Here is a 12,521-nt window from a genome sequence, read left to right as displayed (position 1 = left end):
GCGGCACGCTCTCAGCCATGACGCCAGTCCAAATCGCATCCAGTCTCCATCCTTCTTGACCGTGCGTTCCGGCCAGGACAGAGATCGGCACGGGCCGTCCGCGTGTTGAGGCCGGAGGGGCGGAGAGAGCCAGACCACCGTCGCCGGCTCACGAAACGCACCGGGCCGGGTTCTTTCAGCCGGGATGGGCACAGAGGGAGCGGTAGTCAGGAATCGACACCGAGGCGTTCTACGGGCTTGCTGCCTGAACCGGAAAGTCCCCGTCCCCGATCACGCCTTCCGCGCCGCACTCCTGCTTGCCGGACTCCGCCCTGAAAGAACCGGAGAGAAAAGGAGGCTCGCGGGTCTGCGCATGACCGGACCGGCCGCAACGGATTACACCCTCAACAGCTACCCCAGGATGCCCCGCATTCGCCGTTGCCTTTTCCCCTTCGGGTGTCCTTCCAACACGCTCCCGGGCGTCAACACCATCGCACCCTGCCCCGCGAACACTCCTCTGTGGGCGCAGTTCGCAAAAGACTCCGGCCCGGATTCAACCGCCAACCGGGCCAAACGCGCCGCGCAACTTCCAATGCGCCGGTCGCCGAACCAGACGAAGTCGCCCGCGCCATCCTTTTCCTTGCCGACCCGGACAACCGCTACATCACCGGCGTAACACTCGACGTGGCATGCGGAGCACACCTCGGCATGAGCACCTGAACCGCGTTCGGTAGGGCACCGCAGGCGCTGCGAGGCATTGGTACAAGTGGCTGGTGCGCGCCACTGAGCGGCCCAGAGCAGTACCATGACGTCATACTGGAGTCCCCAGACGGGGGGCTCCAGTACGGCTGTCGCTTCGGCCGTCGTCGACTCCTTCTTCCAGGGGTCGGCAGCATGATTCCACGCTAATCTGAAGGAAGGTCTGGTGTCGGGTGAGAAGTTGGTTCTGAATCTCGAAGAAGTTAGTTTTGAGGATCCGCGTGCTGTCCGGTTACGGGATCTGCTGAACAAGGAACTCCTCGACCGGTACGCCACGGAGGACGAACCCGCCCTTCCGGCTGCCGCCAGGGCGGCCTTAGACGTCGCCGCTGAAGACTTCGTCGCGAACGTCCTCATTGTCACAGCCTCCGGGCATGCGGTAGCGCATGGGGCACTTCGCCTGCTGGACGGGGAGTGGGAAGTCAAGCGTGTCATCGTTGACCCCGCGGCGCGTGGCCTCGGGGCGGCGACTCGACTGATGGCCGGGCTGGAGCAGATCGCGGCTGCGGCCGGCGCCAGACGGGTCATTCTTCAAACCGGCGGCCAACAACCGGAAGCAGAAGCCCTGTACCGGAAGATCGGCTACCGACAAATACCGGCCTATCCGCCCTACGACACCGCGATACCGGCGTCAGTCTGCTTCGAAAAGGAACTTGAGGGCTGAGTCCCCGGAATCAGCCGGCAAAAGCCGGACGCAAACGGTGGCAAGAGGACGACGGCGGGACGTACCGCCGTCGTCATCTGCCTGATTTTTGTGGTTACTGGCCGGACGCCGGGTCCGTACCCGCGCTTGACACAAGCGGTCCCAGTAACAGACTTCCTGGCGTGAACTCCTCACCGCATTCCGCACACAACACCACCGGTTTCAGGTCCGCCCCGCAACTATGGCGGTAAGAAGCACGCGGCGTCTCGTCGCGCATCCATGTACTGCTCCACGCCGCGAGCGAAATGAGAATGGGCGCGACTTCCGCTCCGGAGGTTGTGAGGTGGTACTCGTAGCGCGCAGGGCGCTCGGAGTACTGGACACGCTCAATCACGCCACGGTTTTCGAGCGTGCGCAGCCGGTCCGTCAGGATGTCGCGGGACGCGCCGGTATTGCGCGCAATCTGATCGAACCGGTGAACGCCCAACGACATCTCGCGAAGGGCGAGCAGGGCCCACCGTTCCCCTAAAACGTCGAGGCCTGCCGCGATGAAACACGCCCTCGGCGCATCTACTGCCTTCTCGGTCGGCTTATTCATCGTTCACCTGCTTTCAGTACTCTCGCCAAGTATACAGGTTAGTTGGAAAATCCAACTGACTCGGCTAATCTGGGGTTCTGAGACCGCGACAACCGCGTCGCCGCCCTATCCGACAGTAGGAGAATCCATGCCCCTGCTATCTGGCGCCGTCGTCCTTGTCACCGGCGCGAACGGAGGACTGGGCCGCGAGCTCGTGGAACAGGCCCTCGCCCGTGGGGCTGCAAAGGTGTACGCGACCGCACGCCGCCCGCAAGAGTGGAACGATCCCCGGGTCGTCCCCCTCGCCCTCGATGTCACCGACGCTGACGCGGTCCGGGCGGCCGTCGCCCAGGCCCAGGACGTCACAGTCCTGATCAACAACGCCGGTACGAGCGTCGAATCCGACACTCTGTTGGCACTCTCCGACGAGGAGATACGCGAAGTCATGGAGACCAACTTCTTCGGACCCGTCGCCATGACCAGGGCATTCGCACCGGTGCTTGCCGCCAGCGAGACATCAGCGGTCCTCAACATCCACTCGGTGCTCAGTTGGATCGCACTTACCGGCGCCTACAGCGCATCAAAGGCCGCGTTGTGGTCAGCGACCAACTCCTTCCGCCTTGAACTGGCACCTCAAGGCACCCAGGTGACGGGTGTTCACGTCGGCTACATGGACACGGCCATGGCCAGGGGCGTGGATGCCCCGAAGACCTCCCCCGAGGAAGTCGCACGGAAGTCCTTCGATGGGCTCGAGCACGGTGATTACGAGGTCATCGTGGACGAGATCAGCGCCGGCGTGAAGCTCGGCCTGTCCGGTCCGATCTCGGGTCTGTACCCGGTCCTGGCATCCAATTCCCCGGCATGACCGCGGCAAAGCCTGACGACTTGCAGAGAACCTAAGGAGGAAACCCTGGTGTCAACGAACGCCTCCGCGCAACGCTCGGAAACCTTCACCTGGATGGATCCGGCAATCGCGCTCGAACAGCTGCCACGGCTGTCGGGTCTGGACTACTTTTCCGGCCTCCGCGACGGCAGCATCGCGCCGCCGCCGATCGCTTCCCTCATGAATTTCGATCTCGTCGACGCGAAGCACGGACACGTCGAGTTCCAGTGCCAGCCTGGCGAAGCGCACTACAACCCCCTCGGAATGGTGCACGGCGGCCTGGCCTGCACGCTCCTTGACACGGTGCTCGGCTGCGCAGCACACAGCACCCTGGAAGCCGGGATCGGTTACACCTCCATTGACCTGGCGGTCAAGTATCTGCGACCCGTCACGCTCCAGAAGGGTGCTCTTCGCGCAGAGGGATCAGTCGTGAAGACTGGCTCGCGCGTGATATTCACCGAAGGCAGACTCAGCACCGCAGGGGGAGAACTCCTCGCCACCGCGACCAGCACGCTACTCATCTTCACCCACCAACCAGGCTCTCTGCCAAGATGACTGATACCGGCACCGCTGTTGCGCTGACGCCGCCCCCTACGGATCGCGTCTTGTCCCCGGACGCCCCGTCGGGAATGCCGGCGTTGAGCCGCTTCGGCATTCCCTTGGGGCTTGCCGGCCTTGGCGGCGGCTGGTCCGCTGCGAGGAGCTCTCTCGGAGCCCCGATGTGGCCGGAGGAATTCTTTTACGGGGCAGCAAGCTCCCTGTGGTTGATCCTGACCGCCGTCTACGTGTTCCGGGGCTTTCGTCGAAAAGGAGCATTCCGGGCCGACCTGAGACACGAAGTGGCAGGGCCCTTTGCGTCCTTCATCCCACTAATCGGGATCCTGCTTTCGTCCCACTACAGCCAGTATCTGCCGCCATGGGGCGCCTGGCTGTGTATGGTTTTCATTGCCGCCCTTGCCGTCGTCGCTGCCCAGCTCCTTGCCCACTGGGTCACCGGCGGGGTATCCATGCAATCCATCCATCCCGGCTACCTGCTGCCCGTCGCGGCCGGATCCTTCGTTGCCAGCATCGGGTTCTCAAGCATCCAAGCCCATAATGCGGCCATGGCCGCGTTTGGCGTTGGCGTGTTCTTCTGGCTGGTGATAGGAACTGTCGTCACCGTCCGCCTGATGACCGGCGGCGAGGTGCCACCAGCCGCCAAGGTCGGCCTGTCCGCCTATCTGGCTGCACCGGCAACGGCCAACATCGCGTGGATGGTGTCACATCCAGGCCCCTTGGGAACAATCCAGCTCGGACTGACAGGCGTACTGTTGATCATGGTGCTGATGCAGGTCATGCTCCTCCCCGAATACCGCAAACTTCCCTTCACGCAAATGTTTTGGGTATTCACCTTTCCCGTGGGTGCAACCACGAACTATGCCATCCGCTGGCTTGCGACAACCGACCTCCCCGGCCGGCAAATATGCGCCTGGGCGATTCTCGGCCTCGCAACAGCCTTCACCTTGGTCATCGCCGCCCGCACCGTGCCAACACCCATCGCCCCAAAGGCAGCGAGACTGGCCGCACCACAGAGCACGGAAGTGCACTGAAGCTCCCGCTTCCGGCTCTTTCTCGACCTTCGACGACATAGACACATCCGCTGAAGCCAACGCGTACGCCGCCGAGTTCGTCCGCGCGAAGATCCGGGAAACCGTGCTCGATCCGCAGACGGCCGAGCTCTTGGCCCCCAAGGGCTACCCCTACGGCGCCAAACTGCCTCCGGTCGGCCACGGCTACTACGAAGCTTTCAACCGTACCGGCGCCCACCTCGTCGATACTAGAAAATTGCCCATCAGCGAGATCACCTCGCCCACGCTGCGCGTGGGCGAGGACGAGTACGAGGTTGCGTCCAGATGAGGTCGAACTTGGCGTCGGCATCCATGGTGAACGCGGCACTGCACGAGTGCCCTTCGCGGCAGCGGATGAGCCCACGGCTCTACTGGTCGATCCGCTTGTCGCAGAGCTCGGATTGGGGCGTTCTGCCCCCTCCAGTAAATCCTCCATTCGCTGCCCGCAGACCCCAGCGGCATCCGGAGCGCGGCAGGAGGTTGGGGGGTGTGTCCTCCAGCAGGCAGCTGGTCCGGACGTCTTGGACAAGAACTGCGCAGCACTTGGGCTCTTTACCGGGTAATCCCCAAAGTTCGGGGCGCTCAAGGAATAGGACCAAGGCGCACCAGTGGTGCTGTGCCCGTCACGGATAGGTGGGATACGCATTCTTGACGGTGCCTTGTTCCTTCTCAGGTCTTGGCGGTGCGGAGTGCCGTACCAGCCTCGGCAAGCTATTCCGGGTGCAGGTCCCGTGGCGAGGGCCTCGGAGTATTTCCCGGCAGGTATGCCCAGCACGCCCTGTGGGTCGCCGGTATGGCGCGCGTCCTTTACCGCCGCGGCCCGAGCTCAAAAGTCGTCTTGCACGTCTCTGTGTCAGCCTCCTACCTACAGTTGACGGTTAAGCCGGGGGTGCTTGCCGATCCTATCCGTGCGTGATCCCTCCGGATCATGGGCCCCCGGCCGGTGGCTTTCCAGCGGGACGTGAGTACTGCGGTGTAGTGCTGTGTTTAGGACAATGCCGTGACGGCTAGTTTCCGCACAATGGCCGTGCCGCCTTCCACGCACAAGTCGGTGCGCAGGTTCCCGGGCAGCGGGAACACCAGATCGCTCAGAACGACCCTGCCGTCTTGGGCGAAGACCTCCACGGAGCAGTGGTCGACGATTACCCTTAGCCTTAGCACGCCATCGTCGAGCTCCACGGGTGCCGACTCAGCCGACGCGAACTTGTCGTGGAAGGCGGTGTTTCCGGAGTTGCGGCGATCCAGGGTGAGCCGGCTCGTGACGGCATCGAAGCTGAGGACCGTTGCGGCGCTCCCGTCCGGTGCGCCGAGGAGCCTGAAAGCAATGGTCCGGGCGGTGCCGGGCAGGATCTCGGCCTCGATCAGCTGGGCTGATCCGGGTACCGCATCGGGAACTTGCAGCAGGGCGTCGTGAAGTTCCATGTTCTGGATGGTGCGGGCCGGCTCCCCACAGTCCAACGGCAGCACCGGGCGCTGTACCAGGCGCGGCAAGCCGTCCACCGTCGCAAGCTCGACCTCGCGGGCAAGCGACATACTGGAGCGCCACGGAGACGTGGGCAGGGAGTTGGCGTAGTCCCAGTTGTTCATCCAGCCGATCATGATGCGGCGGTTCTCCGGGGCGTTGCTGAAGGATACGGCGGCGTAGTAGTCACGTCCCCAGTCGAGCCACAGACAGTGTCTGAGATCTACGTTCCCGTCGGCATCCGCTGGAACGAGCGAATCAGGGTCGGCAGTGAACTGCACGCCGTCGAAGTCGCCGACGAAGTATTGCCCTCCCGAGCCGCCGGCCACGGCACCCGGGTTGATGTTGACCACCAGGACCCATTTGACGTTGTCCGGGTCTCCGTCGAGGGGGAGCGGGAACAGGTCGGGGCATTCCCATTCGCCTCCTGTGGCGTTTGCAGGGCCGAAGGTGCTCAGGTATTCCCAGTCCTTGAGGTTGGCCGAGCGGTACAGCACAACCTGCTGATGCCGGGCCTCCACCGCCACCATGACCCAGCAGGAACCGGCCGGTCCCTCATGGGAGAACACCTTGGGGTCCCGGAAATGGGCCGAGCCGCGGTCAAGCACCGGGTTGCCTGCGTATTTGCTCCAGGTCATGCCGGCGTCCGTGGAGAACGCGAGAGACTGGGCTTGTGTTCCTTGGTGCGCAGAGCCTTCCTTGAAGGCGCTCGTGTAGATGGCCACCAAAGCCGGATCTTCCTCTGTGCCGAATCCCGATGTATTGCCGTGGTCCACCACGATGCTGCCGGAGAAGACGTCTTCTTCTTCGTCGCAGGCGATGGCAACCGGGTGTTCGGTCCAGTGCAGAAGGTCGGTTGAGGTGGCGTGTCCCCAGGACATGTTGCCCCAGACGTTGTCGAAAGGGTTGTTTTGGTAGAAGAGGTGGTACACGCCCCGGTGCCACACGAGTCCGTTGGGGTCGTTCAGCCACGTGTTCTTGGCCGTGTAGTGAAGTACCGGCCGGACGGTGGGGGCGGTTTCTTCGCCGCCGCCCCCGGCAGGGTGCGTTGTTGTTTCAGTCATCGGAGTTCTTTCGGGAAATCTGGGCCAGTTCCAAGGATCGGACAAGTTCTGCCCGTGTTGGCGGGTTCGCTCCGTGCCGTCCGACCGTTATGGCGGCAGCGAGCGAGGCGGCTGTTCCCAGGCGGGTGAGTTTGCCGTAGCCGAAATCGTCTTCGCGGTCCTCGAGGAGGCCGGCGATAAGCGAGGACATGTAGGAGTCGCCTGCGCCGACAGTATCTTTGACGACCACTGGTGGTGCCGGCACGTCGATCTCGGCGGCATTCGAGCGCAGATAGGATCCGGATGCGCCATCGGTGATGATTGCCAGTTCCGTCCCGAGATCAAGCAGCCGCCGCGCGACGTCGTGAGGGGACGTGCGCGGGTATAGCCACCGGGCATCGTCTGAACTGAGTTTCACGACGGTAGCCAGGGCAACTGTGTGTTCGAAGGTCCTGAGCGCTTCGGTGTGGCTGCGGAGCAGTGTCGGGCGGATGTTGGGGTCGTACGTGATCAGGCAGCGGCGTGAGAACAGTTCCAGCAAGGACCGGACCTGGGTTGCTCCGGGCTCCATGAAGGAGGCCAGTGACCCGGTGTGCAGCACCTTCGGGAGGAAAGTCGGGCTGATTTGGGGGAGGTTCCATTCGAAGTCGAATTCGTACTCTGCGGAACCGCTGCTGTCCAGAAGCGCCCTGGCAGTGGATGTGCGGTTGAGGTGTTCGGCTCCCGGAAGCAGGCGTACCCCCGCGGTGTCCAAGTGCCGCTGGATGGCCTTGCTGCGTTCATCGCTGCCCAATGCGGTGAGAAATGCGGTGCTGACGCCTAGCCGGCCGAGTCCGAACGCGACGTTCATACCCGATCCACCGGGAAACTCGAAGGGCCCTGCTGCGGTGTCGATGATGTCGATGATGGCCTCGCCGACGACGACGACATCCGTTTCAGGGCATGGGGGAACTGGGGTGATGTGCATTCGAGGTCCTTGGAAGGTTGGGCGCGTCCCCTACTGGACGCGCTCGGGGTCAGGTGTTGGGGCGTGTGGGTGAGTCCGGTGCTGCCCTACTGTGAGCGCCCTGGTGCTTTGGGGAGGCGACCGAATCGCGAAGGACCAGGGGACAGGGAAGAAGGGTCGGGTGAGCCGCGAACAGCTGCAGGTCGGTTTTTCCCTCGATGGCGTCGATCAGGTTTTCGGTTGCCCATGCGCCCATTTCGTAGTGGGGCAGGGCGACGGTTGTCAGTGCGGGGTAGATGTTTTCGGCAATAAGTTGTTGGTTGTCGAAACCGACAATGGAAATGTCGTCCGGAATCCTGAGGCCAAGTTCCCCGGCGGCCCGGTACGCACCCATGGCCATGCGGTCGTTGTAGCAGAACACGGCCGTGGGCCGGCTTTGCGGTTTCAGCAGGCGCAGGGCCGCCTGGTGGCCGCCGGGCACCTCCGAAGGCTCAGACTGGACCAGTTCTTCGTGGAAGGGCAGCCCGGCGTCCGCGAGTGTTTCTTTGAAGGCCCTGAGCCGGGAGTGGGTTGCCGGGACGTCGTCGGTGTTGTTGAGCATGCCGATGCGGGTGTGCCCGGCGTCGATCAGGGTTTGTACGGCCGACCTCGCACCGGCGATTTCGTCGGGGATAACGGAGGAAACGGTGTGGCTGATGTCTTCGGAGTCCACCAGGACAGCGGGGAGTCCGACGAGGTTCTTGGGGACGACTAGTTTGCGGTGATACATGGTGGCGTACAGGATGCCGTCCACCTGCCGGTCCAGCAGATCCGCCACATCACTTTCCCTGGAATCCTGGGAGCTGGTGCTGGTGGAGTTGATGATCATGATGCGGTACCCGCGGGCACGTGCCGTCTCCTCGGCCCCCAAAATGATCCGGCCAGCGTGGGGGGTGGTGGCGATTTCCTCACTGATGAACCCGATCATGCCCGAACGTTGGGTGCGCAGGGCCTGCGCCAGCCGGTTCGGGCCGTATCCGAGACGCCGCGCCGCTTCGTGGACCCGTTCCCTCGTCTCCGCCCCCACCCGGGCGTAGACAACATCATTGAGGACGTGGGAGACCGTTGTGACAGAGACACCGGCTGCGGCCGCCACGTCCTTGATGCCAACCGACTTGTTCATTGGTCTCCCACGTCCTTATGTTGATGCTGATTCTATGTCCGGGTAATTGCTGCGTACGTTTTATTCGTCCCAGGGGCCGGATGGCGATCCCCGGGGATCTCGCCGGGGCCTGGGCGGGTTACCGGGCAACAAGCGGTGCGTGTGCCGCCTGGAAACCGACGGTGGGTGTGGCCCTGAAGGCGTTGACGGCCCTGTCTGCGATAACTTGGGCGTCACTTCCGGAGTCAAGGATCGTATTCCGGGCTGATTCGGAATCGACCAGGACGGCCGTAACGGCGAGGGCGTCCGAAGCCTCGGTCGTCAACAGGGCGTCCACCTGAGCCTCGAAGCAGGAGTCACTTGACGCGGAGCGGACATCCATCGCCACCACGTGGTTGTTGGAGACGAAGTTGCCAACCCCCGACATCAGCCGGATGATGACAGGCATCGCACCTGTCGGACGGATGCTCTGTGAGTCGATGATCTCGGAGAAGTGGTTGCCGATGACAGAGTTGTTAGCGCCGCTGACACAGAGAAGCCCGTTGAGGTCGTCCAAGCCGTTGTCGACACCCAAGAAAGGCGTCCAGGGCTCATGGTCACGCAAGAAGTGATTCGTGGCCACGAGGTTCTCCGAACTATTCGCTGCGAGAACCACCATGCCAGGGTAGAACGAATGCAAACGGTTGTTGGTGACGCTTGAACGCGTGACGCCGTGGAGGTAGACGCTGCTCGCACCTCGGGGGAAGACGTTGTTCGCGGTTATCAGGAGCCCGCCATGGTTCACGGCGTAGATCGAGTGGCCCTTGGGCCCTGCTCCGACCAGGTTGTCGGTGATCTTTGATGCCTGTCCCCAGCCGCGCAGTTCGATGCAGCTTCCGCATTCGGCGATGAAGTTGTCGTGAATGGAAAGCGCGTCCGCGTTGTAGATGGTGAGGGCGTTCTCGAGGTAGACGAACCCCATGCCGGTGACGCGGAATGAGTCATTGGCGTTCGCGACGTAGATCCCGGTTTTGCCGTTGACGTAGGTGTTCTCCGGATGCATCCCCGAGTCGTCGGGGTTGAAGTGCAACCCGTCGATGCAGAAGTTGGAGAACTCGACCGAGCTGATCCGCGGGCTCCCGCTTCGCTCAACGTAGAAGGCGGCTCCCTTGGATTCCTCCTCGTCTGCGCCGAGGGGAAGGTCGACGATTATGCGACTGCCTCCGGGCCACAGCTCATGCAAGTCGGGCCATTCTTCTTCGGGAACGTTGAACCGGATGCTGGAGGAGGTAAAGCCGTGTCCGGAGCCATGGATCCTGAGGAAGCTGACATCGATCACCACCTGCGTACGGAGGTGGTAGTCCCCGGGCGGAAGGTAGATCACCGCGCCTGGCTTTCCACCATGGTTCGCATCGGTGGCCGTCTGCCGGTCCTTGATGTCGGCGATGATGCTGTTGATTACCTCACCGACGTCCTCGGACGGATTGCCGACGGGCCACGTAGTCACGTCGTAGTAGTTGTTGCTTGACATGGGTTCTTCCCTTTGTGCTGTGGTTTCTCAGCCCTTGACGGCGCCGAGCGTCATGCCTGCGACGATCTTGCGCTGCAAGAGAAGAGTGAGAAGGATGACGGGGATCGAGTAGACGGCCGCGAGGGCTGTCATGGATCCCCAGTCCAGCCCGAACTGGGTCTGGAAGTTTGCGATGACCACGGGTGTGGTCTGGGACCGGACGGCGGTCATGAGCAGCGCGAACAGGAACTCGTTCCAGGACGCGAGGAAGGCGAAGATCGCCGTCACTGCGATGCCTCCCGAGACGACCGGGATCACCACCCGCCACAGCGCTCCGAGCCGGCTGCAGCCATCCACCGTGGCCGCTTCCTCCAGGTCCTGGGGGACGGCTTCGAAGAAGCTGGACATGAGCCAGATGGAGAGCGGCAGCGAGATGGTGGTGTGCGCGATGGACAGGGCGATGGGGGTGTCGGCCAGGCCCACGGAGGCCATCATGGACGCCAACGGGATACCGATGGCCACCGGCGGCACCATGCGGGTGACCAGCGCGGCCATGATGAACACGCGGCCACTGCGGGTCTTGTAGCGCGTGATGCCGTAGGCCGCCGGGACGGCCAGAACGAGCGAGAGCAGGGTGCTGATGACGGCGGTCTGGATGCTGTTGATGAACGACGCCGGCACCCCGCTGCGGCCCAGGGCGTTGGTGTAGTTATCCAGCGTCCATACCTTGGGCAGGATGGTCGGGGGAACGGCAATGGTGTCGATCGGCGTCTTGAAGGACGTGAACAGCAGGTACAGGAACGGGAAGCCGTAGAGGACGAGGGAGGCTGCGAGCAGGATCCACAGGATGGTCCTCGTGCTGCGCTTGCCGGCTTCGAGTCCTTCACGATTCACGCCGCGGCGCCTGCGGCCTCCGCCGGTCCGTGAAGGTTCCGTGGTGGTCTGAGGCGCTAGGGCTGTCCGGCTTGGCATGGTGCTCTCCGTTTGGTGCGGTGCAGGCGCATTGCGGTATGCGATTCCGGCGTGGCGTGGCCGGCCGGGGACGGCGGCCGCCAGCACGCCGCTGTCGTCGGGGGTCTCAGCGATGCTCATCAGGTGTCCTTTCCTGGCCGCCAGATTGTGGTGACGGCGACGAAGGCGATGGCGAGCATGGCCAGCAGGTAGATGGTGCCCATGGCGCTTGCGAGGCCTGGGTCGCCGAAGCGGATCATCGTCCGGTAGATGAGCAGGCTCATGGTTTCGGAGGCGGATTGTGGTCCGCCGTTGGTCTGGATGAGGATGGTGTCAAAAGCCCGTGCTGCGTCGATGCCGCGGACCACCAGCGCCACGGCTATGACCGGGCGGAGCAGCGGGAGGATGATCCGGAACAGCAGCGAGGGTGCGCGGGCGCCGTCGAGCCTGGCCGCTTCGATGAGGTCTCCCGGGATGTTCTGCAGGCCCGCGAACAGCACCAGGCACATGAACGAGGTCGTGAGCCAGATGTCCGGGACGGCGACGGAGAACAGGACGATGTCCGGGTTGGACAGCCAGCCGATCTGGTTTGGATTCTGCAGGATGCCGGCCTGGTTAAGAAGGGTGCCGAGCAAGCCGAAGTTATCGATCATGAGGAACTTCCACAGCAGGCCGGCCACGATCGGAGCGATCATCAGCGGGTAAAGGAACATGGTCCGCCACACCTGGGATTTCCGGCCCAGGGTGGTGAACAGGAGGGCCATGCCCAGGCCCAGAGTGAACTCGAGGGTCACCACCATCAAGGTGTAAGCGAGGGTCCGCCATCCTGCACCGATGAAGGCCTCTGAGGTGAAGGCTCGGACGTAGTTGTCCAGGCCCACGAAGTCGCGGGGGCCCCCGACGATCGGGGAAATTTTGAAGAAGCTGTCCGTGACCAACCGGAACAACGGGTAGGCAACAAAGACTGCGAGGAACAACGCCGCCGGGGTCATCAGGTAGAGGGCGAAGCGGCGATCTGGGATGCGCACGGGATTCTCTTCC

At 63.3% G+C, this 12,521-nt stretch carries 13 protein-coding genes; 6 read left to right on the top strand and 7 right to left on the bottom strand.

Annotation, left to right across the window (positions count from 1 at the left end; genetic code table 11):
* The first annotated feature begins 904 nt into the window (after window positions 1–904).
* Complete coding sequence (locus tag AB4074_RS08240; RefSeq protein WP_441412941.1) at window positions 905–1,402, top strand: GNAT family N-acetyltransferase; 498 nt, start codon at window positions 905–907, stop codon at window positions 1,400–1,402.
* Between the two features lie 94 nt (window positions 1,403–1,496).
* Here the strand turns inward: AB4074_RS08240 and AB4074_RS08235 are convergent, their stop codons facing one another.
* The gene (locus tag AB4074_RS08235) at window positions 1,497–1,979 is read right to left on the bottom strand and encodes a winged helix-turn-helix transcriptional regulator (RefSeq protein WP_441412940.1); all 483 of its coding nucleotides are present in this window, start codon (window positions 1,977–1,979) and stop codon (window positions 1,497–1,499) included.
* Between the two features lie 127 nt (window positions 1,980–2,106).
* Here AB4074_RS08235 and AB4074_RS08230 point away from each other — a divergent pair, with 127 nt between their 5' ends.
* From AB4074_RS08230 to AB4074_RS08210, 5 genes are all read left to right on the top strand, one after another.
* Window positions 2,107–2,823 (top strand): SDR family oxidoreductase, encoded by a 717-nt coding sequence (locus tag AB4074_RS08230; protein WP_441412939.1) that lies wholly within the window; start codon window positions 2,107–2,109, stop codon window positions 2,821–2,823.
* Between the two features lie 48 nt (window positions 2,824–2,871).
* The gene (locus AB4074_RS08225; protein WP_441412938.1) at window positions 2,872–3,396 is read left to right on the top strand and encodes a PaaI family thioesterase; all 525 of its coding nucleotides are present in this window, start codon (window positions 2,872–2,874) and stop codon (window positions 3,394–3,396) included.
* Window positions 3,393–4,430 carry a TDT family transporter gene (locus tag AB4074_RS08220; protein WP_441412937.1) on the top strand — a complete coding sequence of 346 codons (1,038 nt, stop codon included), beginning with the start codon at window positions 3,393–3,395 and terminating at the stop codon, window positions 4,428–4,430. The genes AB4074_RS08225 and AB4074_RS08220 overlap by 4 nt, the downstream gene beginning before the upstream one ends.
* Window positions 4,431–4,533: 103 nt before the next feature.
* Window positions 4,534–4,737 carry a hypothetical protein gene (locus tag AB4074_RS08215; RefSeq protein WP_441412936.1) on the top strand — a complete coding sequence of 68 codons (204 nt, stop codon included), beginning with the start codon at window positions 4,534–4,536 and terminating at the stop codon, window positions 4,735–4,737.
* Window positions 4,655–5,011 (top strand): dihydroxyacetone kinase subunit DhaK, encoded by a 357-nt coding sequence (locus AB4074_RS08210; protein ID WP_441413010.1) that lies wholly within the window; start codon window positions 4,655–4,657, stop codon window positions 5,009–5,011. Before AB4074_RS08215 ends, AB4074_RS08210 begins: the two co-directional genes overlap by 83 nt.
* A gap of 424 nt (window positions 5,012–5,435) precedes the next feature.
* Here the strand turns inward: AB4074_RS08210 and AB4074_RS08205 are convergent, their stop codons facing one another.
* The 6 genes from AB4074_RS08205 to AB4074_RS08180 form a co-directional block, all read right to left on the bottom strand.
* Entirely contained in the window at window positions 5,436–6,974 is a 1,539-nt protein-coding gene (locus tag AB4074_RS08205; protein WP_441412935.1) for a glycoside hydrolase family 32 protein, read from the bottom strand.
* Entirely contained in the window at window positions 6,967–7,920 is a 954-nt protein-coding gene (locus tag AB4074_RS08200) for a carbohydrate kinase family protein (RefSeq protein ID WP_441412934.1), read from the bottom strand. The genes AB4074_RS08205 and AB4074_RS08200 overlap by 8 nt, the downstream gene beginning before the upstream one ends.
* A 49-nt stretch (window positions 7,921–7,969) precedes the next feature.
* Window positions 7,970–9,061: a LacI family DNA-binding transcriptional regulator gene (locus AB4074_RS08195; protein ID WP_441412933.1), complete on the bottom strand. Its 1,092-nt coding sequence runs from the start codon at window positions 9,059–9,061 to the stop codon at window positions 7,970–7,972.
* Between the two features lie 118 nt (window positions 9,062–9,179).
* A complete protein-coding gene (locus AB4074_RS08190; protein ID WP_441412932.1) occupies window positions 9,180–10,550 on the bottom strand; it encodes a NosD domain-containing protein in 1,371 nt (456 codons plus the stop codon).
* A 27-nt stretch (window positions 10,551–10,577) separates the two neighbouring features.
* A complete protein-coding gene (locus AB4074_RS08185) occupies window positions 10,578–11,501 on the bottom strand; it encodes a carbohydrate ABC transporter permease (RefSeq protein ID WP_441413009.1) in 924 nt (307 codons plus the stop codon).
* Between the two features lie 119 nt (window positions 11,502–11,620).
* Complete coding sequence (locus AB4074_RS08180) at window positions 11,621–12,508, bottom strand: carbohydrate ABC transporter permease (RefSeq protein ID WP_441412931.1); 888 nt, start codon at window positions 12,506–12,508, stop codon at window positions 11,621–11,623.
* Window positions 12,509–12,521 lie beyond the last annotated feature (13 nt).

This window comes from Arthrobacter sp. 2MCAF14 (assembly GCF_052115645.1).
In the GTDB taxonomy this organism is placed as follows: Bacteria; Actinomycetota; Actinomycetes; order Actinomycetales; family Micrococcaceae; genus Arthrobacter.
Note: the sequence above shows the minus strand (reverse complement) of the source record. Positions and strands in the feature narration are given on the sequence as shown.

Excerpts from the sequence above, each read along its gene's own strand:
- AB4074_RS08235 (WP_441412940.1), bottom strand. The coding sequence starts at position 1,979 with ATGAATAAGCCGACCGAGAAGGCAGTAGATGCGCCGAGGGCGTGTTTC.
- AB4074_RS08230 (WP_441412939.1), top strand. The coding sequence starts at position 2,107 with ATGCCCCTGCTATCTGGCGCCGTCGTCCTTGTCACCGGCGCGAACGGA.
- AB4074_RS08220 (WP_441412937.1), top strand. The coding sequence starts at position 3,393 with ATGACTGATACCGGCACCGCTGTTGCGCTGACGCCGCCCCCTACGGAT.
- AB4074_RS08205 (WP_441412935.1), bottom strand. The coding sequence starts at position 6,974 with ATGACTGAAACAACAACGCACCCTGCCGGGGGCGGCGGCGAAGAAACC.
- AB4074_RS08200 (WP_441412934.1), bottom strand. The coding sequence starts at position 7,920 with ATGCACATCACCCCAGTTCCCCCATGCCCTGAAACGGATGTCGTCGTC.
- AB4074_RS08195 (WP_441412933.1), bottom strand. The coding sequence starts at position 9,061 with ATGAACAAGTCGGTTGGCATCAAGGACGTGGCGGCCGCAGCCGGTGTC.
- AB4074_RS08190 (WP_441412932.1), bottom strand. The coding sequence starts at position 10,550 with ATGTCAAGCAACAACTACTACGACGTGACTACGTGGCCCGTCGGCAAT.
- AB4074_RS08185 (WP_441413009.1), bottom strand. The coding sequence starts at position 11,501 with ATGCCAAGCCGGACAGCCCTAGCGCCTCAGACCACCACGGAACCTTCA.